At 52.6% G+C, this 26998-nt stretch carries 24 protein-coding genes; 4 read left to right on the forward strand and 20 right to left on the reverse strand.

All coding sequences use genetic code 11. The features are described from left to right. Window positions 1-131 precede the first annotated feature (131 nt). The 20 genes from AAC086_RS02365 to atpD form a co-directional block, all read right to left on the reverse strand. The gene (locus AAC086_RS02365) at window positions 132-260 is read right to left on the reverse strand and encodes a hypothetical protein (protein WP_339774817.1); all 129 of its coding nucleotides are present in this window, start codon (window positions 258-260) and stop codon (window positions 132-134) included. Between the two features lie 598 nt (window positions 261-858). Then, entirely contained in the window at window positions 859-1788 is a 930-nt protein-coding gene (arcC, locus tag AAC086_RS02370; protein ID WP_339774821.1) for a carbamate kinase, read from the reverse strand. Window positions 1789-1793: 5 nt separating this feature from the next. Further along, window positions 1794-2795, reverse strand: a complete 1002-nt coding sequence (gene argF / locus AAC086_RS02375; RefSeq protein WP_339774823.1) for an ornithine carbamoyltransferase — start codon at window positions 2793-2795, stop codon at window positions 1794-1796. Between the two features lie 23 nt (window positions 2796-2818). After that, window positions 2819-4039, reverse strand: coding sequence for an arginine deiminase (gene arcA / locus AAC086_RS02380; RefSeq protein WP_339774825.1), 1221 nt, complete (start codon window positions 4037-4039; stop codon window positions 2819-2821). A 60-nt stretch (window positions 4040-4099) separates the two neighbouring features. Beyond that, the gene (locus tag AAC086_RS02385) at window positions 4100-6433 is read right to left on the reverse strand and encodes an Orn/Lys/Arg decarboxylase N-terminal domain-containing protein (protein WP_339774826.1); all 2334 of its coding nucleotides are present in this window, start codon (window positions 6431-6433) and stop codon (window positions 4100-4102) included. A 98-nt stretch (window positions 6434-6531) separates the two neighbouring features. Further along, on the reverse strand, window positions 6532-7989 hold the full coding sequence (locus tag AAC086_RS02390; RefSeq protein ID WP_339774829.1) for an amino acid permease: 1458 nt from the start codon (window positions 7987-7989) through the stop codon (window positions 6532-6534). Between the two features lie 69 nt (window positions 7990-8058). Continuing rightward, on the reverse strand, window positions 8059-10365 hold the full coding sequence (locus tag AAC086_RS02395; protein WP_339774832.1) for an Orn/Lys/Arg decarboxylase N-terminal domain-containing protein: 2307 nt from the start codon (window positions 10363-10365) through the stop codon (window positions 8059-8061). A gap of 333 nt (window positions 10366-10698) precedes the next feature. Further along, complete coding sequence (locus AAC086_RS02400) at window positions 10699-12522, reverse strand: alpha/beta fold hydrolase (RefSeq protein ID WP_339774834.1); 1824 nt, start codon at window positions 12520-12522, stop codon at window positions 10699-10701. 124 nt (window positions 12523-12646) lie between these two features. Then, window positions 12647-12814 carry a DUF3309 family protein gene (locus tag AAC086_RS02405; protein WP_339774836.1) on the reverse strand — a complete coding sequence of 56 codons (168 nt, stop codon included), beginning with the start codon at window positions 12812-12814 and terminating at the stop codon, window positions 12647-12649. 124 nt (window positions 12815-12938) lie between these two features. Then, on the reverse strand, window positions 12939-13295 hold the full coding sequence (locus tag AAC086_RS02410) for a hypothetical protein (RefSeq protein ID WP_339774838.1): 357 nt from the start codon (window positions 13293-13295) through the stop codon (window positions 12939-12941). A 60-nt stretch (window positions 13296-13355) separates the two neighbouring features. Further along, the gene (locus tag AAC086_RS02415) at window positions 13356-13763 is read right to left on the reverse strand and encodes a hypothetical protein (protein WP_339774839.1); all 408 of its coding nucleotides are present in this window, start codon (window positions 13761-13763) and stop codon (window positions 13356-13358) included. Between the two features lie 123 nt (window positions 13764-13886). Continuing rightward, a complete protein-coding gene (locus AAC086_RS02420) occupies window positions 13887-14738 on the reverse strand; it encodes a F0F1 ATP synthase subunit gamma (protein ID WP_339774842.1) in 852 nt (283 codons plus the stop codon). Next, window positions 14735-16285: a F0F1 ATP synthase subunit alpha gene (locus tag AAC086_RS02425; RefSeq protein WP_339774844.1), complete on the reverse strand. Its 1551-nt coding sequence runs from the start codon at window positions 16283-16285 to the stop codon at window positions 14735-14737. The genes AAC086_RS02420 and AAC086_RS02425 overlap by 4 nt, the downstream gene beginning before the upstream one ends. Further along, complete coding sequence (locus AAC086_RS02430) at window positions 16275-17012, reverse strand: F0F1 ATP synthase subunit delta (RefSeq protein WP_339774847.1); 738 nt, start codon at window positions 17010-17012, stop codon at window positions 16275-16277. Before AAC086_RS02430 ends, AAC086_RS02425 begins: the two co-directional genes overlap by 11 nt. 4 nt (window positions 17013-17016) lie before the next feature. Then, complete coding sequence (locus AAC086_RS02435) at window positions 17017-17265, reverse strand: F0F1 ATP synthase subunit C (protein WP_339774850.1); 249 nt, start codon at window positions 17263-17265, stop codon at window positions 17017-17019. After that, the gene (locus AAC086_RS02440) at window positions 17262-17978 is read right to left on the reverse strand and encodes a F0F1 ATP synthase subunit A (RefSeq protein WP_339774851.1); all 717 of its coding nucleotides are present in this window, start codon (window positions 17976-17978) and stop codon (window positions 17262-17264) included. The genes AAC086_RS02435 and AAC086_RS02440 overlap by 4 nt, the downstream gene beginning before the upstream one ends. Then, entirely contained in the window at window positions 17975-18265 is a 291-nt protein-coding gene (locus AAC086_RS02445; protein ID WP_339774854.1) for an ATP synthase subunit I, read from the reverse strand. The genes AAC086_RS02440 and AAC086_RS02445 overlap by 4 nt, the downstream gene beginning before the upstream one ends. Further along, window positions 18262-18570, reverse strand: a complete 309-nt coding sequence (locus AAC086_RS02450) for an AtpZ/AtpI family protein (protein WP_339774856.1) — start codon at window positions 18568-18570, stop codon at window positions 18262-18264. The genes AAC086_RS02445 and AAC086_RS02450 overlap by 4 nt, the downstream gene beginning before the upstream one ends. After that, complete coding sequence (locus AAC086_RS02455; RefSeq protein WP_339774859.1) at window positions 18567-18977, reverse strand: F0F1 ATP synthase subunit epsilon; 411 nt, start codon at window positions 18975-18977, stop codon at window positions 18567-18569. Before AAC086_RS02455 ends, AAC086_RS02450 begins: the two co-directional genes overlap by 4 nt. Next, window positions 18974-20458 (reverse strand): F0F1 ATP synthase subunit beta, encoded by a 1485-nt coding sequence (gene atpD / locus AAC086_RS02460; protein ID WP_339774862.1) that lies wholly within the window; start codon window positions 20456-20458, stop codon window positions 18974-18976. The genes AAC086_RS02455 and atpD overlap by 4 nt, the downstream gene beginning before the upstream one ends. A 580-nt stretch (window positions 20459-21038) precedes the next feature. Here atpD and AAC086_RS02465 point away from each other — a divergent pair. The 4 genes from AAC086_RS02465 to nosZ all read left to right on the forward strand — a co-directional run bounded on the left by AAC086_RS02465 (window position 21039) and on the right by nosZ (window position 26992). Further along, window positions 21039-21770 carry a Crp/Fnr family transcriptional regulator gene (locus AAC086_RS02465; protein WP_339774864.1) on the forward strand — a complete coding sequence of 244 codons (732 nt, stop codon included), beginning with the start codon at window positions 21039-21041 and terminating at the stop codon, window positions 21768-21770. After that, a complete protein-coding gene (locus AAC086_RS02470) occupies window positions 21748-22455 on the forward strand; it encodes a Crp/Fnr family transcriptional regulator (protein ID WP_339774867.1) in 708 nt (235 codons plus the stop codon). Before AAC086_RS02465 ends, AAC086_RS02470 begins: the two co-directional genes overlap by 23 nt. Before the next feature lie 296 nt (window positions 22456-22751). Then, window positions 22752-25040: a 4Fe-4S binding protein gene (locus tag AAC086_RS02475; RefSeq protein ID WP_339774868.1), complete on the forward strand. Its 2289-nt coding sequence runs from the start codon at window positions 22752-22754 to the stop codon at window positions 25038-25040. Between the two features lie 23 nt (window positions 25041-25063). Next, the gene (gene nosZ / locus AAC086_RS02480) at window positions 25064-26992 is read left to right on the forward strand and encodes a TAT-dependent nitrous-oxide reductase (protein WP_339774870.1); all 1929 of its coding nucleotides are present in this window, start codon (window positions 25064-25066) and stop codon (window positions 26990-26992) included. Window positions 26993-26998 lie beyond the last annotated feature (6 nt).

Genomic DNA, 26998 nt, shown 5'->3' on the forward strand with positions numbered 1-26998 from the left:
GTGGAAATTTCCACAATGTTGTTTAGGTGTTTCGGTAGGGTGTGGCGACGGGCAGAGACCTGCCCATTGCGCGCGGGGTCCGTTTTCGGGTTGTGCGTTTCAACGTGGAAGGACCGTTCCAAAAACCCCGATCAGGGTTTTTTAGGTTTTGGCTTCGTCGTGATGGTCAGGCCCTTGTTGAAGGTTGGGGCTGGGGCGACTTCGGGCTTTTTCTTTTTCGGTTTTTTTTCTTCCTTGCGGCGGTCTTGACCTTTGGACATGTCTATCTCCTGTGATGTGTGAAAGTGTCGCCAAAACCGTGATGTTTGGCGAAAGGCATAATTACGCAGGGATACCGGATGCCTGGAAAAGCGCAGGGCGAAGATTTCCAAAGAATACGTCTGCAGGCTGCGAAGACATCAGGTATCGGTAATTTTCTTTGGCGGACATTGGGCAACCCGGTTTCGTTGCCGTTGCACAAGTCGAAAGGGCCAAGTTTGGGGCCGGATATACCTGGTTCGGTAACGATGACCGATTGGCTGATTTCGGGGTCGGGTGGGCGGTACTAAAAGAACGTTGAAGGGCAAGATCACGAGTGGTCAAGGCGTAGACAGCTAAGATCAGATGCCTGATTGCATTTTATAGCCCGTTTACAGCCCATGGAAATCTGCGGATGGGTTAAATTCAGATTAGCACAGTCGCATACCGGGCAGCAGCGGATGGTATTTCTGATTTGTCTAATTTATAGGCGCGCCAAGTTCAATCGACAAGTGAAAAATTATCGATTTCATCGACTTAAAGACGAAGTATCGCTTGTCAGGCGATTTATCCTTTGTTTTTGCTTATTGGTCGGCAGGAACAGATGCAGGCGTGGCGGTTTTAGAGAGCATCAGATTTATCGGCTTTAATAGAAAACCGTGTTCCGGCTTCATTGCGAATGATTTTTTCAAGGTCATTCAGGGCACCAATCGCGGCAAAGCCCTTTTTTGTTTCGGCAAAACTGTTCGCGGCCTCAATTTTAGGGCCCATCGAACCGGCAGCGAAATCGACCGGGTTCAGAGTGCCGGGTTCCACATGACGGATCGATTGTTGTTGTGGGGTTCCGAAATTCAACATAACAGCGTTAACATCGGTTAGCAGGATTAGCCCGTCAGCATTGACATCGCGGGCCAAAACCGCCGAGGCGCGGTCCTTGTCGATGACCGCTTCGACACCCAGCCATTTACCATTTTGATCCAGGGTAACCGGAATGCCGCCGCCACCCACGGCGATAACAATTGTACCGCTGGCCGACAGGGTTTCGATTGAACGTTGCTGCAAAATTCGTTTTGGGCGTGGCGAAGGGACGACACGGCGTTTTTTGCCGCCATCATCGACCATCGACCATCCCCATTTGGCCTGTAATGCGCTGGCCTCGTCATCGGAATATTGCGGGCCGATTGGTTTGGTCGGGTGTTCGAAGGCAGGGTCGTCAGACCCTACCTCCACTTCTGTTAAAAGCGTTGCCACATCGCGTTCGACCGGCAGGTTGTTACGCAGTTCCGTTTCCAGAAGGTAGCCAATCATGCCTTCACTTTCGGCATCCAGCACATCCATCGGATAGCCCTCCACCGCGCGATACATGGCGTTTTGCAAGGCGATTAACCCAACTTGCGGGCCATTGCCGTGGGTAAGGATAATTTCATGTTCGCCCGCCAGCCGGGCAATGCCCGATGCCACCATGCGAATATTTTCCCGCTGGTTTTCAACGGTCATTTTCTGACCACGGCGCAACAAGGCGTTACCCCCCAGGGCAATGACCAACCGCATGGCTTTCAGGCCCCCATTGTTGCCACAAGAATGGCTTTGATGGTGTGCAGGCGGTTTTCGGCCTGATCAAACACGATCGAGGCGGAAGATTCAAAAACCTCCTCGGTGACTTCCATACAACTGATGCCAAATTTGTCCTGTATATCCTTGCCTGCGGTGGTATCGGCATTGTGAAATGCGGGCAGGCAATGCATGAATTTGACAGCCGGGTTGCCGGTGCGTTTCAAAAGGGCGTCATTGATCTGATAGGGGGTTAAAAGACGAATACGATCTTCCCAAACTGCGTCATCCTCGCCCATCGAGACCCAGACATCGGTATAAACAAAATCACACCCGGCAACACCTTCATCAATGTCATCGGTAACGGTGATTTTGGCACCGGTTTGTTGGGCAATTTGCCGGGCAGTTTCAACCAGTTCTGGCGTTGGCCAGCAAGATTTCGGGGCGCACAAGCGCACATCCATACCCATTTTGGCAGCGCCAATCATCAGCGAATTGCCCATATTGTTGCGTGCATCGCCGAGGAAACAGAACTTCACGCTATTGAGCGGGCCTTCAAAATGTTCGCGCATGGTCAGAAAATCGGCCAAAATCTGTGTGGGGTGAAATTCATCGGTCAGGCCATTAAAGACCGGGACACCAGACCATTGCACCAGCTCTTCAACCGAACTTTGGGCGTAACCGCGATATTCGATGCCGTCATACATGCGGCCCAAAACCCGCGCACTATCTTTTACCGTTTCCTTATGCCCGATATGCGACCCGGTTGGCCCCATATAGGTTACAAGCGCGCCCTGGTCATAGGCGGCCACTTCAAAGCCGGACCTGGTGCGGGTTGAATCTTTTTCAAAAACCAAAACGATGTGTTTGCCGGTCAGGCGCGGTTGTTCGGTGCCCGCCCGTTTTGCGGCTTTCAGGTCGGCTGATAATTGCAGCAGATAGCCAATTTCGGCCGGGGTGAAATCAAGCAGTTTAACAAAACTGCGACCTTTGAGGTTAAAAGCCATTTTCATTTTCCTTGATCAGACTGTCATGCGTCACGTTCGATGGGGCAGCTCATGCAATGGCTGCCACCGCGTCCGCGGCCAAGCTCGGACCCTTCGAGGGTAATGACCTCGACGCCAGCTTTGCGCAGCAATGTGTTGGTATAAACATTGCGGTCATAGGCAACGACGACCCCGGGTTCGAGGGCCAGAACATTGTTGCCATCATCCCATTGCTCGCGCTCGGCCTCATATGAATCACCGCCGGTGGGCACAACGCGCAGCTTTTTAAGGTCAATCGCGCTGGCGACGGTTTCAACAAAGGATGTTTTTTCGGCACGTACATCAATGGTGCCTTCTGCCTCACCGGGCCGAATAGAGAATGCCTTAATACGATCAACAACGCTGGGGAATGTCGTGACCAGGTCGCGGTCGCAGAACGAAAATACCGTATCAAGATGCATGAAGGCCCGGTCACGCGGGAAGGCCGCCGCAATGACGCGCTCGACAGCACCCTGGCGGAACAGCTCGCGCGAAAGCGATTCAACGGCCGTCGGGGTAGAACGTTCACCCATGCCAATCAGAACCGTCCGGTGACCAATCGGCATAACGTCGCCCCCTTCAAGGGACAATCCCGCCTGGGCCTGTTTGTTTTCGCCCCACCAGATCGAAAAGTCGGCATCGCGGAACATGGGATGAAACCGATAGATCGCCGCCATGTTCGTGGTTTCCTGCCGACGTGCAGGCCAATGCATGGGATTAAGGGTTACACCGCCATAAATCCAGCAAGTGGTATCGCGGGTGAAAAGCTGGTTGGGCAGGGGCGGCAACACAAAATCATGCGGTTCCATCAGGGCGATGGGCAGGCTTGCACTTTTAAATGGCAGTTCGGCAACGGCAATGCCACCGATCAGATATTCCGCCAATTGAGCTGCCGCCATTTCTCCAAGCCATGTCATCATTTCGTCGCGCAGAACCGTACCCAGATGTGCTGCCGACAGGCGTTTGTCCAAAAGCCATGCGCGGGCGTCTTTGTCCGCTACTGTGTCTGACAACAGGTCTTGAACCAGGTGGACCTTGATTCCGCGGCTTTGCATTTCATCGGCAAAAGCCTGATGTTCCTGACGGGCCTTTTTGACCCATAAAATATCATCAAACAGCAGTTCCTTGCAGTTTGCCGGGGTCAGACGCCGCAGGGACAGATCGGGGCGATGCACGATGACCTGGCGCAGGGTGCCACATTCGGACTGAACAGAAAATTTTGCCATTTTACGCGGCCTTTCTGATGAAAACAGAGGTCTTTAATCCCTGTTCGGGTTTGGTTTTGGTTAGGCTTCACGCACCACATAGGTGTGATAAACCACACGGCCCTTGTTATCGTGTTCTTTGTAAATGCCCTGAATTTCGTATTCGAAGCCGGGGAAAAGATTGTCGTTTTCCTCAAACATCCTGAAATAATCCAGTTGCGGGCGGGCATGTTTTGAATAACGTTCCCCCGGAACCATCACGCCAATTCCCGGCGGATAAACCACAGTCAGGGTTGCTGCGATGCGGGTTTCCAGTTCGGAAACCGGGATATAATCCACCTCGTTGGCAATAAGGGCGGCATGTGCCTTTTGCGGGGTCAAAGCCAGTTCTGGAAAATGGCTTAATTCAAACTGGTTGCGTTGCAGGGACGGTAGTTTGTGCTGTTTGAAAAAAGCGTGCATTTCCTTTGCCAGCATCTGGATGCTGACCGTGCCGTATCTGTCCGGGTAGGCCTTGACCTTGGCGGGCATCATTTTTGCCAGTGGGGCATCTTCATCAAACAGCTTTTTGAATTCACACAACGCCGATAACAGCGTTCCTGCCTTGCTGCGTTCAATGGCCGGGGTGACCAGAAACAGAATGGAATAAATATCGTTCTTTTCGCAAACAATGCCGCGTTCGCGCAGGAACTGGGCCAGCAAGGGTGCTGGAATGCCCAATGGGGCAAAGTCGCCGGTTTCGCGATCAAAACCGGGCATTAACAATGTCAGTTTGTTGGGGTCGGTCATGGCAAGACCGTTGTCCATGTCGCCAAATCCGTGCCATTTGGCGTTGGGGGCCAAGGCCCATGCCGCCGGGTTCCGTGCCAGTTCCGACGTTTCAACATCTTCCCAGGCGTGCTGTTCGCCGGGGGTGTCCGATATTGAAATCTGGTCCGGGACGAACGGGTCAAAAAACCATCCGCCATCGGCTTCGTAACGGCGTTTGTAAAAGCGGATTTTTTTGCGGATTTCGATTGCCGTGCGAATGGCCTGATCCCACAAATAGGTGCCGTTCGCCCCCTTCATCATTTGTGCGCCCACATCAAGCGAGGCAAAAAGCGGATAAAACGGCGACGTCGAGGCGTGCATCATAAATACCTCGTTGAAACGCCGATGTGCGACCAGCCGTTTCTGGTTTTGAATATGGTTGTCTTTGATGTGAATTTGCGATGCCTGCGAAAAACCGGCCAGCTGTTTATGGGTCGATTGTGTTGCAATCAGGCCCGGGGCGTCGTCGCCAAGGTTTTCCAGCCCCATGGCAAAATGGTCTTTAAACAGGGGGTGGAACTTCATGAAACCGGCCCAGGCTTCATCAAACAAAATATAATCACACAGCTTGCCAATTTTTTCGATGATCTGGCGAACATCGTAAATTGTGCCGTCATAGGAACAATTTTCAAGTATCGCCAGGCGGAACGGGCGTTCGCGTTTCCAGGCATCGGGGTCTTTAACCAGCGGGTGATCCTTGAGGCGCTGGCGCAGTTCATCCTCTTCCAATGCCGCCATATCCATCGGCCCGATCAGGCCATATGAATTGCGAATAGTTGGAATGTAAACCGGAATGCCACCCGCCATCATCAACGCACCATGATGCTGTGATTTATGATTGTTGCGGTCAAACAGCACAAGGTCGCCGGGGCTGATCAACGCACCGGTGGCAATTTTGTTTGAGGTGGAGGTCCCGTTCAGCACAAAATAAGTGCGGTCAGCGCCGAAAATTTCGGCAGCCTGCTTTTGCGCTTCAAGGGCGGGGCCTTCATGGATCAAAAGGTCGCCCAGTTCGACGACTGAATTGTCCAGATCCGTGCGGAAAATGGCTTCGCCCATATAATCGAAGAAAACCCGGCCCACCGGGCTTTTACGATAGAACATGCCCCCTTCATGTCCGGGGCACGTCCAGACTTCGTTACCGGCCTCGGCATAGTCCAGTACTTTGCCGAAAAACGGTGTTTTGTGCTGGTTGGCGTAGTCGTGGAAATGGCGGGTAACGAACTTGGCGATGAAATCGGGGGTGTCTTCTTCAAGGTAAATTACACCGCGCACACGTTCGATCAGGCCAGGGTCAAGTTCGGACTTTCCCAATTGCGACGCCAGCACAAACACCGGTGGCGACAAACCCATGATGGCAAGTTGGTCGAGAAAGCTGTTCAGCCGGGTTATTTCTTTGGCAGTTTGCCCGGTGATCAGAAAGCAGCCAAAATTAACATCCCGGGCAAGCTGTATTTCTGCTTCCTTAATGCTGGCTGTCCGAACGACATCGGGACCCAGTTTTTTGATTTCCGACAGAATTTCGCTTAAGGCTGAATTCTGTATGTCATGATCGCGGCGTTCGGGTTCTACAACCAGAAATTTGAACAGGTCATAAAAACTCATTTTGACTGCCTTTCAAGGGAAGGGGGCCGGGGCGGGGCAGTGATAGAATGACGCCGGGTCGCTCCAAATTTGGGCGCGCCCGGCATCCTGTTTGGCTATCAAAGCCCGATATTGCCACTGGCAAACAGATAGATCGCGACAATCGCGGTCAGGGTCATGAGAATGGCAAAGACTTTTTCAACGATATGAAACACCGGTGCATTTGGTTCCCAGCTGCGCCGTGCCCACCAAAAAACCGGAATGCCCAGCGCATAAATAATCGTCGACATCAGGAAATATTTGGGACCCGCAGCATAAAGAAGCCACAGGCTATAAACCGTTCCTAAAACTGCCGTTGTGATGGCCGCATTGCGCGAAGAAATGCCCGCTGTCTTGAATTGCGGGGCGAAGGCCAGCTTGCACAGATAAAGGGTGCTGGCAACATAGGGCGGCAACACCATCACACCAGTAATGCTGATGAGGAAAATCCAGGCATCATTGGCAAAAAGGACAACAAATATTGTGACCTGCATAACGATACTTGAAAGCCATAATGCAGGGGCGGGCGTGTGTTGTTTGTTTTCATACGATAGTGATTTGGGGAAAACACCATCACAGGCGGCCGCAAACGGCACTTCGGCAACCAGAATGGTCCAGGCCAGCCAGCAACCCAGAACAGAAATCAGCAGTCCCAGATTGACAACGACAGCCCCCCAGCCCCCAATGATCTGGTCAAGGATATAGGCGGTTGACGGGTTAGGCAGGGCGCTTAACTGTTCTTGCGACATGATGCCAAAAGGTAACAGCGAGATCAGGGCATAAATTGTCAGGCTGGCGATCAGGCCGATAAGTGTGGCGCTGCCAACCATTTCAGGTTTACGGGCCCGGCCCGATATGACAACGGCACCTTCAATGCCGATGAACACCCATAATGTAACCAACATGGTACTTTTAACCTGATCAACAATCGGGCCCAGTCCCTGTTCTTTACCCCAGGCGTCGAAGGTGAACTGGTCCCAGTGTGCCGCGATGGCGGTGACAATCAGGATCAGGATAATCGGAACGATTTTGGCAATGGTTGCAACAAGGTTAAGCGAGCTTGCCTGCCGCACACCGCGCAAAACCAGAAAATTCATCGACCAGATCAGCACCGATCCGCCGAGAACAGATTGCCAGTTCCGCCCATCGCCAAAAACCGGCCAGAAATAGTTCATGGTTTGCATGACAAGTACGGCAAAGGCGACGTTGCCAAATGCCGCCGAAAGCCAATAGCCCCAAGCCATTTCAAAGCCGACAAATTTGCCAAAACCGTGCCGGGCATAGGCATAAATGCCGGTATTGAGATCGGGTTTTTCGTCGGCAAGAATGCGAAATGAATTTGCCAGAAAATACATGCCGATACCGGTGACGACCCAGGCAATAACCACGGCAATCAGGCCAGCACCCGATGCCATGTTCTGCGGCAGGTTAAAAAGCCCGCCACCGATCATTGAACCGATAACCACAGCAGCCAGCCCTGCCAGACCGAGCTTTCGGGATTCAGGGTTTGCATTTTGCGTAGCGGGTTTGTCAGTCATGGAAAACTCCCTTGATCATGCTCATTTCCCTTATATTTGTATGGTAAGGAAATGATATTTCCGGGTCGATCAGGCACCGGACTTGTTCAGGACATATGTGTAATAGGTCGGAAGGCCCCGGGCATCACGGTCTGTTTCAACCCCATGTGTTTCGTGTTCGAAACCGGGGAAACGGGCGTCAAATTTTTCCATTGCCGACAGATAGTCGAGGATGGACTTCGAAACCCGTGTGATTTTTTCACCGGGCATCAAAACGGGAATGCCAGGCGGGTAGGGCACAATTTGTACGGCCAGAACCCGGTCCATCAGTTTTGAAACCGGAAGTCTTTCAACATCCCCGCGAACCATTTGGTTATAGGCATCACGCGGTGTCATTGCGGCGGCAGGCAGTTCCATAAACGCCGCGTCGAGATGATCAAGAAGCGCTGTTTCTGCGAGAAACCCATGCATTTCGGATGCAAATTCCTTAAGGCCGATGCCCTGATAACGTTCTGGGAATGTTGTGGTCAGACTGGGAATAACATCGCCAAGCGGGGTATTTGCGTCATAAGCATCCTTGAATTCCAGCAATGCACTGACAAGCGAGCCCCACTTGCCTTTGGTGATGCCCATCGAAAACAGGACCAGAATGGAATAGGGCTCGGTCTTTTCCACCACAATGCCGCGCGCATCAAGAAATGCCGATACAATGGAAGCAGGAATGCCGGTTTCCTGAAGGTTGCCATCGGTGTCAATGCCGGGGGTTAACAGCGTCACCTTGATCGGGTCAAGCATGCAATACCCGGCTCCCAGATCGCCAAAGCCATGCCATTTATTATCGCTGGCATTCAGCGCCCAAAGTTTGGGGTCGGTGGCAAGCATGTCGGGGTTGGCCTCATCAAAGGGTGCCTCGCCCGCATGTTGGGGCTGCCAGGTTTCAAACCACCAGCCGTTACCGTCCTTACCAAGGATTTCCTGGCCAATACGACCAATTTCCTGACGAAAATCAATGGCTTCGCGAATGCATTCGTCCGTTAGGGCCGGGCCGGCATCATGCATCATTTTTGTGGAAATATCAGTCGATGCCATGATGCTGTATTGTGGCGAGGTGGAGGTGTGCATCATGAAGGCTTCGTTAAACAGGGCAAACTCAATTGGCTTGCGCCCCTGACGCACATGAACCATCGATGCCTGTGACAGGGCTGCCAGCAATTTGTGGGTTGATTGGGTTGCGGTTACGGTCGGGTCCGAGGTTTCGTGCGGTTCATCATGCATGCCGAACCGTCCGGCATAAATGGGATTAAAACGGGCATAGCCATACCATGCTTCGTCATAATGAATGCGATCAACGCTTTGACCCAAAAGTTGCGTTGTCGTTGTAATGTTGTAACATAATCCGTCATAGGTGGAATTCGTAAGAACCGCCAGAACGGGCTTTTCCCGGCCTTTTTTGATCAGCGGATTTGCTTTGATTTTGGCCGCAATTGCGTCGGGTGTCATTTCTTCGCGCGGGACAGGGCCGATAACACCACGAGGGTTGCGGCGCGGCATCAGATAAACCGGAACGGCACCGGTCATGTTCAGGGCATAGTTCAGCGATTTATGGCAGTTGCGATCCACCAGAACCACATCGCCATCGGTGGCAAAGGCATGCAGAACCATTTGATTGCTGGCCGAACTGCCGCCAACGGAAAACACCGTGAAATCCGCCCCGAATGTCTTGGCTGCGAATTCTTCTGCTTTTTTCAAGGCACCTGAATGATCATTCAAAGAGCCCAATTCGCCTACCGAAACCGAAAGGTCGGATCGCAGCATTTCTTCGCCGTAAAAGTTTAGAAAGGCACTGCCCACGGCTGTTTTACGAAAGGCCGTTCCGCCGGTATGTCCCGGCGTATGCCACGAATATTCGTGGACCTTGGCAAAATTGGCCAGCGCCCCGAAAAAGGGCGGTAGCACAGTGTCCAGATAACGGCGTGCGGCGGCAACAATGCGCCCGGCAATAAAGGCGGGCGAGTCTTCAAACAGCCAGATATAGCCTTCCGTTTCCTTTAAGAGTGCGACGGGAAGGCGGCCAATGGCCATGCGCGATGTCGCGACAAAAATTGGCAGGTGACGGCCATGGCGCCGGATGGCGCGGACCAGTGTTTCAAACTGTTTAAGGCTATCGGTTTCATGATCCAGCCCCAATATCGCGCAGCTCATTTGCGGGGTTGCGGCGATATATGCCGCACCCTCGGTGTCGCTGTGAACAATGTCCACAGTTAAGCCGGATAAAGTAATATCACCGATAAGTTCCCGCGCTCGGTTGGCCAGCGGGCTATCAGCACCATTTGTACCAGTAACAATTAAAACGGGAAATTTTTTCCCAAGGTGAGGGGGCATGGGGGTGTTGTACATGGGGGGTCTTCCAGTGGGTGGTGGAAGCAAATTCGGGGAACATTGAGGCGTCACGGCGCAAGTTACTGCTACAGTTAAAACTGTCCCGCATCTGTGACGTATATCAAAAGTTGTTAAATTAGCGTAATTTTATGAAATATCAGAAAGTTTGCAAGTTGTTTTTCTATTTATGATTGTGTTTTGGCGGGTATACGGGGGGTGCCATGAAGACTTCTTCGTTGGTTACAACAAGTGGAACAACAAATAACCCGTCGCGCCGGAGTCTTTAACCAGCCCCGATTGAACGGGCGTGTGCAACACCAATAATCAGGGCTGGTTTGTTTTCAAGACGGATCATTTCTGCATGACATATGTGCCAGGGGCGTCACATAGGGATGCATATTGGCCCGAACGCGCGCCGAGCGGCGGTGGTGCAATCTGTTTGGATGAATGGTTTTCCAGCCATTTGGCAAATTCCGTCCACCACGATCCTTCGGTGGGTTTTGTGCTTTCCAGCCATTCGTCAGGGGCGCAAAAAGGGGCATCAAATGCGGTGTCGGCAATTCGGAAATGGCGGTTCTTGTGGCCGGGTTCCGAGACGATCCCGGCATTATGTCCCCCACTGGCAAGGACAAAGGTCATGTCGGTGTCGGCAAACAGATGGAGCTTATAGACCGAATGCCACGGGGCCACATGATCCTGTTCTGTGCCGACCGCAAAAATGGGAACCCGAATATCAGAGACAGAAACGGCTTTTTTTCCGACCCGGTATCGGCCCTCGGCCAGGTCATTATTAAGGAACAATTCGCGCAAATATTGCGAATGCATGCGATAGGGCATGCGGGTGGCATCGGCGTTCCACGCCATCAGATCAAAGGTGTTGTTGCCTTCTTTGCCAAGCAGATAACTGCGGATGGCCGGGGCACAGATCAGATCGCGGGCGCGCAGCAAGGCAAAAGCACCTGCCATCTGATCGGATGACAGATACCCGGTTTCGGCCATCATGTCTTCGATCATGGTAACTTCGGATTCAGAGATAAACAGGCGTAAAGGCCCGGCTTCTGTGAAATCGACCTGTGCGGCAAGAAGGCTTACGGATGCCAGGCGCGTATCCTTGTCGCGGGCCATGGCAGCTGCCGCAATCGCGAGCAACGTGCCGCCAAGGCAATATCCAACGCTATGGAGTTTCGGCGCGCCTGTAATTGCCAATGCGGCATCAATGGCATCCATGATGCCAAGTTTGTAGTAATCGTCCATCCCAAGGTCGCGGTCATCGGCATTGGGGTTTTTCCACGACACCATGAAGACCGTGAAACCCTGTGCTAACAAAAAGCCGACAAACGAGTTTTCCGGGGACAGATCCAGAATGTAGTATTTCATGATCCAGGCAGGCACAATCAGGATTGGCTCTGGATGAACGGTTTGCGTAACGGGAATATATTGAATAAGTTCGATCAGGTCGTTACGGAAAATGACCTTGCCAGGTGTGGTGGCCAGATTGCGACCGACCTCGAAATTTTCCGCACTTTTTGTATGATGCCCATGGATTTTTTGATCAATGTCCCGGGCCAGATTTTTCATTCCGTTAACCAGATTTTTCCCGTTTTCTTCCCGTGTGGCTGAAATAACGTCGGGGTTGGTCAGGGCAAAGTTTGACGGGGCCGTCATATCAACGCTCAGACCAGCGACAAATGCCATCAGGTCTTCGTGGGGCTTGGCAACGCCATGAATGTCGGTCATGGCATCTTGCCACCATTGCCAGTTCATTTGATGGGCTTTTGCCCAAACATTAAACGGGTATTGTTGCCATTTGTCGGTGGCGAAACGTTTATCTGGCGATAGCGCGGTTGTGCCGTCTTCACCCTTGCCAGACGCCCCGGATATGGCTTGGGTGAAAAGGGTCTGCGCATTGCTCAGTGCCGTTTCGAAAAGATGTAATTGTTTGCCCGGTGAAATCGCCAAATGTACCGCCCAATCCATCCAGGCCTCCCCAAGAACCGACGGAGATAGCCCTGATGTAGCCTTGGCAACGGCGGCGTGCGCCTTTTGGTCTATCGATTGATAAAAATCGGGGATGTCTGAGCGTTCCGTCGCGGGGGTGGCGGGCGTTGCAGGAACGACTTTTAAATGTGGGGCGGCGTTTTGGGCGGCTGGTGTGGTTTTAAAGCGGCGATCCATCGTGGCTGCTCCTGGAATTGAATTCTCGAAGAAAGGCGGATGGCAGTCTTGTCTGGTCATACTAAGACCTGCGGCAACAGCGCAGGTTTTAGGTACTTGCGGTGAGGGCACGCAAATTTGGGGCTTATATCCGTCCGAGAAGGACCAAAGCCACAATGACGATAAGAATCACGCCAAGCAAGCCAATGCTGGTATGACCGAAGCCATATCCATAACCACCAAAGCGTCCACTAAAGCCACCAAGCAGGAATATAACGACGAGAACGATAAGAATTGTGCCTAATAACGACATTTGAGTCATCTCCCGTTTTGTGGAAACAAGGACGCAAACGACAACCAGCGTCTTTTTTGCGTTACAATTCAGAGGGTGATCGAAAACCAAAAAGCAGGTATATTTTTACCGGTTCCTGAGGGTTCTAGTCTTCTGCAGGTGCCGGGGTTTGTTGATGGGCCAGTCGAAACCATTCGCCTTCATCCCGCAAATAGGTGGATGTGCAAAGTGCTTCGTAAATCGGCACATCTGCCCGTTCTGCCGAGACGTGATAGGCCAGAACCGCGACATCTCCTTTTTGAGTTAATACAGGTTCGGTGAAAACGACCGTGCGCCATCGTTGCGCCACGGCAGTTTCTTGCCAAATGGCTTCGTCAAGCAGAATGCCGACCGGGTAGGGCAGGACAGCAAGCGCACCTTTTGCTGTTAAATGGTGGATGCCGTCAGCACCTTCCGTCCAGAATTTCTTTTCCAGTGTCCATAAGTCGTCTTTATCTGCCATCAACAACCCTTTTAGCAGGATGTCGCGCGCAATCTTACGGGGTGCGATAGGGCGGGTATTTTAGTCCCTGAATAACAGGATACCCACTTGCACAATAACAACTGCGGCTGCGACAATAAAATAAATGCGTGTATCGAATGCTTTTGATGCCTGGTTGCCAGACTGTTTGCTGCTGTCATACAAGGCACCCCGCGGCAAAGAGGCGATAAGGCGTGTGGTAACGTCGGCGCGGTCGCCAACTAAAGATGGAACATCGGTAAAACGTGCCATCAATGTGTCCAGTCGTTGCCAGGCGGAACTTTTGGAAAGAGCAGCGAGGTCTGATGCCTCGCGCCATGGGTCAAGACCAAGCCTTGCAAGCATCGAAAGGACCGTAACGCTGGTACCTGCCTGATCATTGCCAACGGGTGTATACAGAAATTGATCGAACTGCGGGTCCAGGCCAAGTGGTGTTGGAACATGTGCCAAAGCAAGATCCTAAACCAGCGATGTGTGGTTCAGCCAAACTGACCGATCCCAATGTACTTCCCGGCTGGGTAATTAAAGCACATGCTTGTTAATATAGACCAGTTGAGGATAAATGAACAGCAGTCATATTTTTATCTTATGAGTTGCGGATACTATACCGGTGCTTAGTTCGATAATTTCGGCAGTAATTTCTTCTTGCCGAACGCGGTGTAATTTCGTCCGATAAACTTCAAGTTCGTGTTCGATCTGACTGCCTGCTGAAGACATGGCTTCCAGGCGCGCTTCGTTTTCCGCAGCAAAGGCATGCAGGGATGCTTTGCAGACCAAAGCATGGAAATAATCTGCACTAAGACTGTCAATCAGGGCTGCTTTTGAGAGTTGGATCAACGGTGCCGGACGGTCATTTGAAGACAATTCTGTCAAATCCACTGGGAAAAGGGCTTGTCGCACGGTTTTTGAATGTCCCGAATGCCAAGCTGAATAAATGACATCAAGGCTATCGATTCTGCCTTCTTCCACAGTTTGATAGATGGTTCGGGTAATCATATCTGCCATTTTTGGAATGCCCGGTGTATGCGATGGCATCGCAATGCTCCAGAAAGGGGCGCGTCCCTGTGTTGTGGCGATGGATAACCCGCGTGTACCCACCAAAAATAGTGTTGTTCTGGCCGGATCGTCGGTAATGCTGGCCAGAACCCGTTCACTAAACGCACCGGCAAAGCCCTGTTCGGCACAAAATACAAGCAATCCCTTGCGGCCTTTTGGCCGATTATTCACCGTTGGCGGTCGATCATCGGCGGTAAGAATGTCGCCAATGGCGGCGGCGATTGTATCGGCATACCCATCAATAGCGTCTAGCTGTGTTCGTGCGACATGGGCGCGAGCGGCGGCAATACCTTTCATGGCGTTTACAACCGCACCAAGTTTTTCGATGCCGTCGATCCGTGCGCTGACATCGGCCAAACGTTCTGTCATGGCTTCTTTCCCCCGCTGGTATTGTTACTGCTGTTTGGGGTATCGGATAATAACGCAACAAGATCGGACATCGCCCGGGTCAATGCGGCGCGGGCGGCGTCATCTATTTTGCCGGTTTTTGCAATTACCGCCAAAATATCGGCGGCGTCCCTGTCGAGCATTGCGGGTAATCGGGTGCGAAACGCTGCAACCTTTTGGGGCGGTAAAGGATCAAGCAGTCCCGATTGAACGGCAAACATCAGGGCAATTTCATCGCTCAGACGAAATGGCGTATGTTGCGGTTGTTTCAGAATTTCGCGTATTCGTGCCCCGCGCGTTAATTGCTGACGGACCCGGCCTTCCGGCATCCCGCCAAATCGGGTGAAAACCTCAAGCTCAAGAAACTGGGCATAATCAAGCCGCAGCGTTCCGGCAGCATCGCGTAATAGCGGGGCTTGTGTTTTACCACCGACCCGGCTGACACTCAGGCCAATATCGACAGCGGGTTTCTGACCCTGGTGAAACAGCCCGGCATCAAGCACAATTTGCCCATCAGTGATCGAGATCAGATTGGTCGGGATATAGGCCGACAGGTTGCCAGCGTCTGTTTCTGCAATCGGCAGGGCCGTTAACGACCCCCCGCCCAGTTCTTTTGACAGTTTGGCCGCACGTTCCAAAAGGCGGGCATGGATGTAAAAAACATCGCCGGGATAGGCCTCGCGGCCGGGGGACTGGCGGGTTAACAGGGCAATTTCGCGATGGGTTGCGGCGTGTTTTGACAGGTCATCAATGACAATAAGCGCATGTTGGCCCCTGTCGCGAAAATATTCTGCCATCGTCATCCCCGCATAAGGGGCAATCCATTGTAACCCCGGCGCACTGGCCGATCCGGCCACAAGGACAATGCATTTTTCAAATGCCCCTTCAGATTGCAGGGCATCAATGGCACGGCGTACGCTTGATGTTTTTTGGCCAACCGCGACATAAATACAAATCATGTCGCTGTCGCGCTGGGCAATGATGGCATCAATTGCCAGGGTGGTTTTACCGGTGGAATGATCGCCAACAATCAATTCGCGTTGCCCGCGCCCAAGGGCAAATAATGTATCAACCACCACCAGCCCGGTTTGTACCGGTTCGGTGACAAGATCGCGTTCTATGATCGACGGTGCCGGTCGCTCGATTGGCAGTTTTGCCTCGGTCGTAATGTCGCCTTTGCCATCCAGTGGTCGGCCCAGCGGATCGACAACCCGGCCCAGCAGGGCTTCGCCAACCGGAACCTGAACAATCTCGCCCGTGCCATACACCGCATCGCCCGCCTCAACTGCCGTTGCTGTATCTAGCAAAACGCACCCGATCAGATCCGGGTCAAGAACCCGTGCAAAGCCAACTTGCCCCCTTTCAAAACGCAACACTTCATCGAGACGAACATTCCGCAGACCCGATATCATTGCGATCCCGTCGCCAATTTCCTCAACCCGGCCTTTATGTTCGGCTTGTGGACCGATCGTCGCTGTGTCAATGGCCCGTCGCGCAGAAACGCGCCAATCTGTATCATCAGATGGCATCCTTCATCTCCCTTTGAATGCGGGCAAGATCGGATTGCCAACTGTTATGAAGGATGAAATGTGGCGTGTGGATTTCCAGCCCGGCAATCAGATCGGGGTCTGTTGCGAAACGGATATCCTGTTTGGTGCCAAGTGCCCGGGTGATGGCTTTCGTGATTGTTTCTTTATCCGCATCTTCCAGGTCTGCCGCACTTACCAGATTGATACCGTCTGTGCTGTCGGTCAGGGTTGTTCGGTCTTTTGGCGGCATGTTTTTAACGCCCGTTACCAGCGCGTCTAGAAATGCTGTCTGAACAGTGGATGCGTTCAGGTTTTTTAAAAGTTTTTCAGCAATTTCTATGGAAAGTTCGGCGGCTTGTGTCGCCATTTTCTTGCGAAGAATTTCGGTATCGCGAGCAAGGGCAAGCTGTGCCGCCGCTGTATTTTTTCCGATTTTTTCCTGCGCTTGTGCCAACATGGCCTTGCTGGCAGCGTCAGCTTCTTCCTTGGCGGCATTGAGGATCGAATTGCGTTCAGCAGCGATCCCTTTGCGTGTTTTTGTCACCTCAACAAGGGCGGCGTCGGCTTTGGCCTGTGCTGTTTTTGCCGCATCAAGCGTGGCTTGCACGGTTTCTTTGCGTTTGGCAATGGCACCCGCAACCGGGCGCCAGAAGACACGCGACAATAGCCACATCAGGATCAGAAGGTTGGCTGCCTGCAGTCCAAGGGTCCACCAGTCAATAGTCATCGTGTTATGCCAGCAACGGATTGGCGAACAGCAGCAAAAGGGCGATTACCAGGCAATAGATTGCCGTTGTTTCGATCATCGCTAGGCCAACAAACAGGGTGCGCGAAATGGTGTTGGCTGATTCCGGCTGGCGGGCAATGGCATCAAGTGCGGCGGCAACCGCCCTGCCTTCGGCAAGTGCGGGGCCAATGGCGCCAAAGGCAACGGCAAATGCCGCAGACACGATGCTTGCAAGGCTCAGGTAATCCATCATATGTCCTTTTTTTCTAACGGAAGGGGTGGCTTTGCGTTTTCTGTGGGGTGACGTGCGCCATCCTCGACGGCGGATGTAATGAACACCATCGCCAGAACCGCAAAGATATAAGCCTGTACCAGCCCGGTTAGCAGATCAAGCGCCATAAGCGGGATAGGAACAATAAGCCCGGCAAGGGATGCAACGATGCCGATGACAAAAACCCCGCTCATGACATTGCCAAAAAGACGCACAAACATGGAAAAGGCCCGTGTGACACTTTCAACCATGTTCAGCGGGATCATGATCGGGTTTGGTTTGGTAAAAGACCGTAAATAACCTGTGATTCCGGTTCCTCTGACGCCAAACCAGATGACAGACAGAAAAACAAGAACGGCCAATGCGGCATCGGTTTCAAGTCGTGCGGTCGGTGGTTCAATGCCGGGGATCAGGGATGACCAGTTGGCAACAAGGATAAACAGGAATAACGAGCCAATGAAACTTCGATAGGGTGCGGGTTTGGCACCGCTGGTTTCGTGGATCTGGTTATCCAGGGTGGCGACCAGAAGTTCAAGCATGGCCTGACGCCGGGTTGCAATCAGATCCAGCTTGCGGGTTAGTAAAAATGCGCCGATGACCAGAATGCCCATGATGGCCCATGTCGTGACAACGGCCTGTGTAATGGGTATCGGCCCGATATGAAAAAGTGTTAGCGATTCAAGCGGCGATTTCATGCGCGTGCCCCCCCTTTACGGCGGATCACGCATTCGCGCCCAATGATAACACCCGCCAGTGTCGCAACAAGCCCGAAGCCCCCCGTTTGAAGGGCAAGCAAAAAACCGCCTGCCAGTAAAACCAGCCTGGCCACAAGCAACGCCATCGCCAGCACAGGTCGTTGCCCCGTCACAATCAGATCCGCCGTTATGCGGATACAGCGAAAATAGAGAATGCCGAGCACGACCCCGCCGATAAAACAGGCAGGAAGCAGTACCATGATGGGCAATGTTTCGGGATGTATCATCGCGTGTTCATCCATTTCCAGGCGGTCCAGCCGCCAACTGCCAATCCGACAAACAAAAACGCGCCGGTCCAGAAAACGCCTGTGCCGTTGCGCGCATCAATCCAGTGACCGGCATACAGGCCCGCCAGGGTTGGTATAACGATGATCCAGCCCAGCACACCGATTTGCGCCAGACGCCGCCCGATAGACATGTCGCCTTCGCTGAGCCAGCGCGCCCGGCGATCCCGGCGCAGGCGGGTTTCACGCACCAGCGGATCGTCTTCTGCCGATGACGGGGGCGGTGACGGGGTCTTGTCGTCTGTCATCGGAAGGATTCCTTGCGCGATCCCGGGCCAAGTCGGCTGATCATTTGACGAATGGCGTGCATCTGCAGGCGCATTGTCTCAACATGTTCGACCCGTTCGTCGTCGGCTTCGGACTGAAACCGTTGCAAAACTTCCTGATCCAGCGTCGTTAAGTCATCCCCGGTGACGGCTTCGCGGGTTGCGATGGCTATTTTTGTTCTTCCGGCAACGGTCATTACGCCGTTGCGGACGGCACAAAACCGGTCTTTGCCCGATACACGCCAGTTGACAATCGAAATCGTCAAGGCGGTCAGAAACGGGGCATGGCCAGGCAGAATACCAAAACTGCCGCTTTTATCTTCGGCGCGCAGGCTGTCTATGTCTTCATCGACGACAATCGACAGGGGGGTAATGATTGTCAGCCTCATAATGTGGCCTCATGATCTTTTGTCGCCGCTGTATCCGCCTTATCCGCCGCCGCTGCTTTTGCTTCCTTGGCCCGTGCATCTTCCAGCGTGCCAATCATATAAAGCGAGCTTTCTGCCCAATCGTCGGCATCGCCGTTCAAAATGGCCTGGCAGCCCGCAAGGGTATCGGCAAGGGATACACTGGTTCCCGGTGTGCCTGTAAAGGCCTGCGTCACCATAAAGGGCTGGCTGAGAAACCGTTGCAAACGCCGCGCACGCTTGACGATTTGCCGATCCGCAACCCCGAGTTCCTCGATCCCGAGCAACGAGATAATATCGGTCAGTTCCTTGAACCGGGCCAGTGCCTGACGGACGGCTTCGGCCGTGGCATAATGCGCGTCACCCACGACCAGCGGGTCAAGCAACATGGAAGACGAGGCAAGGGGATCAATGGCAGGATAAAAACCTTCTGCCGCCTGGCTGCGCGACAAAACAATAACGCAATCCATATGGCTGGAAATGGTGGTTACAGCCGGGTCGGTAAAATCGTCTGCCGGGACATAAACAGCCTGAATGGCGGTAACAGCGGCACCGGCAACCGAGGCAATGCGTTCCTGAAGCCCGGCGACTTCGGTTGCCAGGGTGGGTTGATAGCCAACACGTGATGGCAAACGACCCAACAGGCTTGAAACCTCGGCCCCGGCCTGGACAAAGCGAAAGACATTATCCATCAGCAACAACACATTTTGGTGTTTCTGATCGCGGAAATATTCCGAAATCGTCAGGGCTGTCAGCGGCGCGCGCCACCGGGCACCGGGCGGCTCGTTCATTTGGCCATAGACCAGCACCGTGCGCTCCAAAACGCCAGAAGACTGCATTTCGGTCAAAAGTTCATGACCCTCGCGGGATCGTTCGCCAATGCCGGCAAAAACCGAAATGCCTTCATATTTTTCGACCATGGCCCGGATCAGTTCCATCACCAGAACCGTTTTTCCCACCCCGGCACCGCCAAACATTGCCGCCTTGCCGCCCTGCGCCATCGGGGTCAGTAAATCAATAACCTTGATGCCGGTTTCAAACATTTCGGTGGTGTGTGTCTGCGATTTCAACAGCGGAGGAAGCGCATGAATGGGGCGACGCGGGGTATCTTCCGGCAATGCTGGTCCGTTGTCTTTGGGGTCCCCCACGACATCAAGAAGCCGCCCTAAAACAGCCTTGCCAACAGGCACCGTCACAGCGCCGCCGGTGGCATGAACCGTAACACCGCGCGCCAACCCCGCCGTCGATTGAAAGGCAACCGCACGCAGGGTTGTCAGGTCAAGATGACTATGAACTTCGAGGATCAGGGGTGTTGGCAGATCCCACTCCACAATCAATGAAGAATTGATCGGCGGCAGGTCAGTATCGTTAAAAACCACGTCGACAACAGCGCCGCGAACGGCATGTATGATGCCTTGTGACTTTGGGGCTTTGTCGTTTGCCGGGGCGTCATCCGAGTGCATGATTGGAAGCCCTCCTGACCGGAAACAGTTATGGCATAGTCAAACTGTAGCAGGTCGTTCACTGGCATGATAGCATCAAACTGGCCGGGGTGCGGATTTATATTCGGTTTGTCTTATACTATGAGATTTGATGTCGTTAAATACGTTTTCGGACCGTCCTGTCAGAACCATTCTTAATTTTAGATACGTATCTTTTAATTAAGCCAGCGGGCCATCATATGTGTCGCTGATTATTCGTTAGCATGTTACATTGTCGTTGCACCTTGCTGACAAGCACCCGTTTTGCGGGTGTCATTTTCGGGCTGGCGATCTTCGCTGTTCTTGAACTTTTCGGCCACTTCATCGCTTTAAATACTTGCGGCGATTTTGTTTCAGGTCGTTTTCGATCAAATCCCGACCAAGGCAGACCGGCTGCGCATGTCTTGCCCGAAGTGACGGCCCGACAGACACTGGTGAATGTACCGAAAATTCGATCTCGCTGGTGCACCATGGCATTTTGACATGGAAACAAGAGTAAGCAATGTCATGATGTTAGAGTGATTTCAGCGTGGATTATAGTCCCCGCATTACGGATCAGGTCATGATGAACGATGTCGAACGTATCGCTGGTGTTCTTCGCTTCGCAAGCTATTTTCGAACCTGGCGACAGGAAGATATTCTTAAACTGGCACGTCTTTGCGAATGGGCGCGGCTGGATGCCAACACGGAAATGTTTTGTTCCGGACAACCGGCATTGGCAATGTACCTGATTGTGAATGGGCATGTTGAGCTGTCATTTGAAGATTGTGACGGCAAAAGCGGACTTATTGATCTGCTGGGCGACGGACAGCTTGTGGGGGAATGTGCGCTGATCCCCAGTGGTCGCTATGTTGTGTCCGTCCGAACCTTGGAGGCCACCACGGCCATCCGTATTGACGGGGTGAGGTTTTCTGATTTTCTGGCTGATCATTTTGATTGCGCGTTGACGATGATGTCGGCGATGACCGAGCGGCTGCGCCAAATGTTGCGCCAGGCAGAAGAATTTAAATGCCGGTCGGCAGTACAACGACTGGGGATTTACCTGCTGGCCGATGCCGTGGTGACCAACGGTATATATGAAACGCCGCTCACCATTGAGAAATCAGCATTGGCGCGCAAGCTGGGCATGACCAGTGAAACCATATCGCGGGCTTTTAAAAAACTGACAGAGGTTGGTGTATCTCAACATGCCAATGGGCGTATTTTTCGTATTGAGAATGTGGAAACATTGGCCGAATGGTGTGGCATTGCAGAGCGCGAGGGAGAAAAAAATGAGTTCAAGACTGCTGTCTGACGCTGAACGCGATCTGGTTGCGACAGCCCCGTTATTTGCTGCTCTGGGGGCAGAACGGTTTCGCGATTTAAGCGATAGGTGCCGGGTTGAGCATTATGGTGTTGGCGAGCATCTGTTTGAGACAGGAAGCATTGCTGATCATTTGTATTTCCTGCTATCGGGGCAATTGCGACTGGTCAGGATTTCGGCGCAGGGCGACGAAACGGTGATACATTTTTTAACCCGCCCCGGCGCCTTTGCTGCGGCCATTTCGCTTGCCGGGCGGGCTTATCCGGTAAATTGCGAAGTGATGGATGAATGCGATGTCGTTGTGATTCCGCGCGAAGCCTGCATTGGTATTTTGCGCAGCACCCCGCGCGTTGCAACAGAGGTTCTGGGTGCTCTGATTGAATGGGAACGCTTTTTGCGCGACGAAATTTTCCTGCTTCGTCATACCAAACCGGTACAACGACTAGCTTCTTTCCTGATCGATTTTGAAGATTGCTGTTGTGAACAGCTTGATTGTGAAAACAGCGTCAGCTATCCCGAGAAACGCCAAATCGCAAGCCGGATCGGCGTTCGACCCGAAACCTTTTCCCGGTCCTTGCGAAAACTCGAAGCGGCTGGTGCAATCGCCAAGGGAAGCCGTCTGAAAATTCTTGATCGCAAAATCCTGGCGGAATCCGCCCTTGGCACAGGCCGATAGCGGGTTTTACCGCTTTTATCGTTCGGGGCTGTATGTTTCTGATTTTGGCGACACCGATTTAAATGAAACGGCAGTGGTTTGTGTTCTGGCACTAAAGCATTGCCATTATTAAGTCGCCTTTAATAATATCCCCTTGTAATTAGATATAAATTTTTCAAATTATATCATTTTTTGGTTTTATAATTATTCCAGACTTGTTTTGAAAAATGACCAAAGTCAAGTCAGAAGTCCTCTCTAAGGTATAGGTCTTTCCCTCGGTGGTCGCGGTTTTATGGGAAACCGCATATGCGCGGGGAATGACACAAGTGCCAGAATATCGGATATCGGATTGGCAGCGACGGGCACTGGCTTTGTTGGCCGTTTTTGCCGTGATACTGCTAGGCAGTAACGCCCAGGCAGAACGCCTTTCGACGTATCTTGCCAAAATCAATGTCACTGATTTTTTTAAAGACGGAGATCGTATTGGCGACATCCGTGCCGACATGCCCGTTGCGCCGGTGTTTAAAGGGCAACAGCCACTTGGTTTTATCTTTCTAAACAGCGACTGGTCCAATTCCATCGGTTATTCGGGCAAGCCGATTGATGTTGTGCTGGGCATGACAGGTGCGGGCGTAATCACCAGTGGGCGCATGGTTGCCCACAAGGAACCGATCATTCTGCTTGGCATCCCGGAAAGCAAAATAACCCATTACATCGATGGCTATGCCGGGTTTGACGTGGCCGCCTATGCCAAAAGCGATACCCAGGATGTCTTGCCTTCCGACATCGTCAGCGGGGCGACGGTCACCATTATGGTGATTGATGATTCCATTCGACGCTCGGCGATCAAGGTGGCCCGTGCCTTGCAGCTTGGGGGCCTGGTCGTTTCTGGTGGCGTTGCCGACCAATATGTTGTCGACACAGAACAAAGTAGCATTGTTGACTGGCAAAGCCTGTTAGGTGACGGATCGGTGCGTCGGCTGGATGTTACGCGCGACGATGTGAACCAGGCTTTTGCCAGCAATGGCGACCCGCGTGCCGCCAGCAAGGCGTTGCCCCCTCCGGGTGATACCACTTTTATTGATCTGTATGCGGCGCTGGTTTCCATCCCGACGATCGGGCGCAGCCTTTTGGGGGATGCCGAATATGCCAACTTGCAAAAAGTGCTGCAGCCCGGTCAGCAGGCGATTTTAATTGCTGCGAACGGCGAATATTCCTTCAAAGGGTCCGGTTATGTTCGCGGTGGCGTATTTGATCGTATTCAGGTCGTTCAGGGTGATACCAGCATTCGTTTTCGCGACCGCCATCACAAACGCCTTGGCGAAATCGCCGCCGATGGCGCACCCGAATTTAATGAAGTGTCCCTGTTTGTTGTGCCGCGCGACATAAAATTCGACCCGGCCGCCCCGTGGCATTTTCAATTGCTGGTACAACGCCCCTTGGGTGCGTTGGACAAAATTTTCACCACTGTTGGGCTGGATTATACGCCACCGGCCAAATATCTGCGCAAAATTGCCTCGCCCGCACCGGCATCGGGGCAGGGCGCGGCTGCCCCGGCAGCGGGCGGTGATGTCACTGTAAGCGATGACGATCAGGGCCGCGATGCACTGTGGATGCGGGTCTGGAAAAGCCGGGTGGTTGATATTGCCGTTCTGGTAACAGCCATACTGCTTTTGACCGGGTTGTTCTTTTTCCAGGACTGGTTTGTGCGTCGCCGCAAACTGACAGAACGTATCCGTATCGGCTTTTTGTTGTTTACTGTGGTCTGGATTGGCTATTACGCCCACGCCCAGCTTTCGGTTGTGAATGTTTTAACAGTGGCAACATCGTTCGGGTCCGGTTTCGACTGGGGCTATTTCCTGATGGACCCGTTGATCTTCATTCTGTGGTTTGCCGTTGCTGCGGCGATGATTTTTTGGGGGCGCGGGGCCTATTGCGGTTGGTTGTGCCCGTTTGGTGCCTTGCAGGAATTGCTTAACAAACTTGCGAAAGTTATTCGCATTCCGCAACTGACCATTCCGTTTGCTGTGCATCAGCGACTATGGCCGCTTAAATATATCGGGTTTCTGGTGCTGTTTGGCGTGGCGTTTCACGACTTTGATCAGGCCGAACGCATTGCCGAGATCGAACCGTTCAAAACCGCAATTATTCTGGGTTTTGTCCGTGAATGGCCTTTTGTTCTGTATGCCTTTGTTTTGCTGGGGATCGGGCTTTTTGTCGAACGGTTCTTTTGTCGCTATCTTTGCCCGTTGGGTGCCGCACTGGCCATTCCGGGGCGGATGCGCATCAATGACTGGTTAAAGCGCTATCGCGATTGCGGTTCGCCGTGCCAGCGGTGCTCGGTCGAGTGCATGGTTCAGGCCATCCACCCCGATGGGCATATTGACCCCAATGAATGCCTATATTGCCTGCATTGCCAGGAACTTTATTACGACGAACACGATTGCCCGGTGGTTATTAAAAAACTGGCCCGTGTTGAACGGCGACTGGCATTGCAAATCAAAACTCCAGCTTCTCCAAATCAAAATAGTCCAGCCACTGGAACGTCCAGTGGCAAAGGAAAGACTGGGCCGGATTCCGATCTGAATATTGCGGACGGAATATAACATGCACGATCAGGAGTTTTATTATGTCTAATCATGACGAGAACATGAAATTAACGCGCAGAAGCCTGTTGGGCGGGACTGCAAAGGTTGCCGGTCTGGCAGGTCTTGCAACAGCAACCGGGGCCGCAGGCCTTGCCGGAAGTTCGGTTTTGATGGGCAACAGTCGGCCGGCTGTTGCTGCAACCGCACAGGGTGCCGCCAACGTCGCACCAGGCGATCTTGATGAATATTATGGTTTCTGGAGCAGCGGGCAGGCCGGTGAAGTGCGTATCATGGGGGTGCCATCGATGCGCGAACTGATGCGGATCCCGGTTTTTAACCGTTGCAGTGCAACCGGTTGGGGACAGACCAATGAAAGCCTTAAAATTTTAACCGAAGGTTTGACCGACGACACCAAAAAGTTCCTAGCTGATAAAGGTGGTAGCTGGGTTAACGGCGATTTGCATCACCCGCATATGTCGTTCACCGATGGTACCTATGATGGCCGCTATTTGTTTGTGAATGATAAGGCCAACACCCGTGTTGGCCGTATTCGTTGCGATGTCATGAAATGTGACAAAATTACCGAAATTCCGAATGCGTCCGATATTCATGGTTTGCGCCCGCAAAAATACCCGCGGACCGGGTACGTGTTTGCCAATGGCGAACATCGTGTGCCGATGCCAAATGACGGTTCAATTCTCGATGAACCCAAAAAATATCATGCCATCTTTACCGCCATTGACGGCGATAGCATGGAAGTTGCCTGGCAGGTGATTGTAGATGGCAACCTTGATAATTGCGATGCCGATTATCAGGGTAAATATGCTGTTTCGACCTGTTATAACTCGGAAGAAGGGACAACCCTGTCCGAGATGACCGCTAGCGAGCAGGATTGGGCGGTTATTTTCTCGATCGAACGGATCGAGCAGGCCGTTCGTGATGGCAAATTCAAGATCATGAATGGCGTTAAGGTGCTTGATGGCCGTCATGGGTCGCCTCTGACCCGTTATGTGCCGGTATCAAACAGCCCGCATGGCTGTAACACCGCCCCGGATGGCCGCCATATTGTGATTAATGGCAAGTTGTCGCCGACGGTTACCGTTCTTGACGTTACCCTGTTTGAAGATTGCTTTAACGACAAAATCAAACCGCGCGGTGTGGTTGTTGCCGAACCGGAACTGGGTCTTGGCCCGCTTCATACGGCTTTCGATGGTCAGGGAAATGCCTTTACCACCCTGTTTATCGATAGTCAGATTTGCAAATGGAACATCGACAAGGCCCTGCGCAAATTCAAGGGCGAAGAAGTTGATCCGATCCTGAATAAGGTCGATGTCGAATATCAGCCGGGCCATAACCATACATCCATGGGTGAAACCAAGGAAGCAGATGGCAAGTGGCTGGTCAGCCTTAACAAGTTTTCCAAAGACCGGTTTATCAATGTTGGTCCGTTGAAACCTGAAAATGACCAGTTGATGGATATTACTGGTGATGTGCCGGTTATTGTTCACGATGGCCCAACCTTTGCCGAACCGCACGACTGTATCATCGTTAAACGCTCAATCGTGAACCCGGTTCGGGTTTGGGATCGTAATGATCCGACCTGGGATGATGCACGGGCATGGGCGAAAAAGGATGGTGTTGACCTTGAAAGTGCCGAGGATGTTATCCGCGATGGCAACAAGGTGCGCGTCTATATGTATTCCAGCGCACCGATGTACAGCCTGGAGAAATTCGAGGTTAACCAGGGCGATGAAGTTACCGTCTTTGTCACCAATATTGATGACGTCGATGATCTGACCCACGGTTTCACCATCGCAAATTATGGTGTGGCAATGGAGGTGGCACCGTTGGCTACCGCATCTGTCACGTTCAAGGCAGATCGACCGGGCGTTCACTGGTTCTATTGCCAGTGGTTCTGTCATGCGCTGCACATGGAAATGCGCGGTCGTATGCTGGTTAAACCGGCCTGATCGGAG

Source organism: uncultured Thalassospira sp. (assembly GCF_963976115.1).
Taxonomy (GTDB): Bacteria; Pseudomonadota; Alphaproteobacteria; order Rhodospirillales; family Thalassospiraceae; genus Thalassospira.

Coding starts and splice junctions, on each gene's coding strand:
- AAC086_RS02395 (WP_339774832.1), bottom strand. CDS start 10,365: ATGTACAACACCCCCATGCCCCCTCACCTTGGGAAAAAATTTCCCGTT.
- AAC086_RS02385 (WP_339774826.1), bottom strand. CDS start 6,433: ATGAGTTTTTATGACCTGTTCAAATTTCTGGTTGTAGAACCCGAACGC.
- AAC086_RS02470 (WP_339774867.1), top strand. CDS start 21,748: ATGAGTTCAAGACTGCTGTCTGACGCTGAACGCGATCTGGTTGCGACA.
- AAC086_RS02420 (WP_339774842.1), bottom strand. CDS start 14,738: ATGACAGAACGTTTGGCCGATGTCAGCGCACGGATCGACGGCATCGAA.
- AAC086_RS02445 (WP_339774854.1), bottom strand. CDS start 18,265: ATGATACATCCCGAAACATTGCCCATCATGGTACTGCTTCCTGCCTGT.
- AAC086_RS02425 (WP_339774844.1), bottom strand. CDS start 16,285: ATGCCATCTGATGATACAGATTGGCGCGTTTCTGCGCGACGGGCCATT.
- AAC086_RS02410 (WP_339774838.1), bottom strand. CDS start 13,295: ATGGCAGATAAAGACGACTTATGGACACTGGAAAAGAAATTCTGGACG.
- arcA (WP_339774825.1), bottom strand. CDS start 4,039: ATGGCAAAATTTTCTGTTCAGTCCGAATGTGGCACCCTGCGCCAGGTC.
- AAC086_RS02405 (WP_339774836.1), bottom strand. CDS start 12,814: ATGTCGTTATTAGGCACAATTCTTATCGTTCTCGTCGTTATATTCCTG.
- argF (WP_339774823.1), bottom strand. CDS start 2,795: ATGGCTTTTAACCTCAAAGGTCGCAGTTTTGTTAAACTGCTTGATTTC.
- AAC086_RS02475 (WP_339774868.1), top strand. CDS start 22,752: ATGACACAAGTGCCAGAATATCGGATATCGGATTGGCAGCGACGGGCA.
- AAC086_RS02440 (WP_339774851.1), bottom strand. CDS start 17,978: ATGAAATCGCCGCTTGAATCGCTAACACTTTTTCATATCGGGCCGATA.
- AAC086_RS02450 (WP_339774856.1), bottom strand. CDS start 18,570: ATGACAGACGACAAGACCCCGTCACCGCCCCCGTCATCGGCAGAAGAC.
- arcC (WP_339774821.1), bottom strand. CDS start 1,788: ATGCGGTTGGTCATTGCCCTGGGGGGTAACGCCTTGTTGCGCCGTGGT.
- AAC086_RS02400 (WP_339774834.1), bottom strand. CDS start 12,522: ATGGATCGCCGCTTTAAAACCACACCAGCCGCCCAAAACGCCGCCCCA.
- AAC086_RS02465 (WP_339774864.1), top strand. CDS start 21,039: ATGATGAACGATGTCGAACGTATCGCTGGTGTTCTTCGCTTCGCAAGC.
- AAC086_RS02430 (WP_339774847.1), bottom strand. CDS start 17,012: ATGACTATTGACTGGTGGACCCTTGGACTGCAGGCAGCCAACCTTCTG.
- AAC086_RS02365 (WP_339774817.1), bottom strand. CDS start 260: ATGTCCAAAGGTCAAGACCGCCGCAAGGAAGAAAAAAAACCGAAAAAG.
- AAC086_RS02390 (WP_339774829.1), bottom strand. CDS start 7,989: ATGACTGACAAACCCGCTACGCAAAATGCAAACCCTGAATCCCGAAAG.
- AAC086_RS02455 (WP_339774859.1), bottom strand. CDS start 18,977: ATGAGGCTGACAATCATTACCCCCCTGTCGATTGTCGTCGATGAAGAC.
- nosZ (WP_339774870.1), top strand. CDS start 25,064: ATGTCTAATCATGACGAGAACATGAAATTAACGCGCAGAAGCCTGTTG.
- atpD (WP_339774862.1), bottom strand. CDS start 20,458: ATGCACTCGGATGACGCCCCGGCAAACGACAAAGCCCCAAAGTCACAA.
- AAC086_RS02435 (WP_339774850.1), bottom strand. CDS start 17,265: ATGATGGATTACCTGAGCCTTGCAAGCATCGTGTCTGCGGCATTTGCC.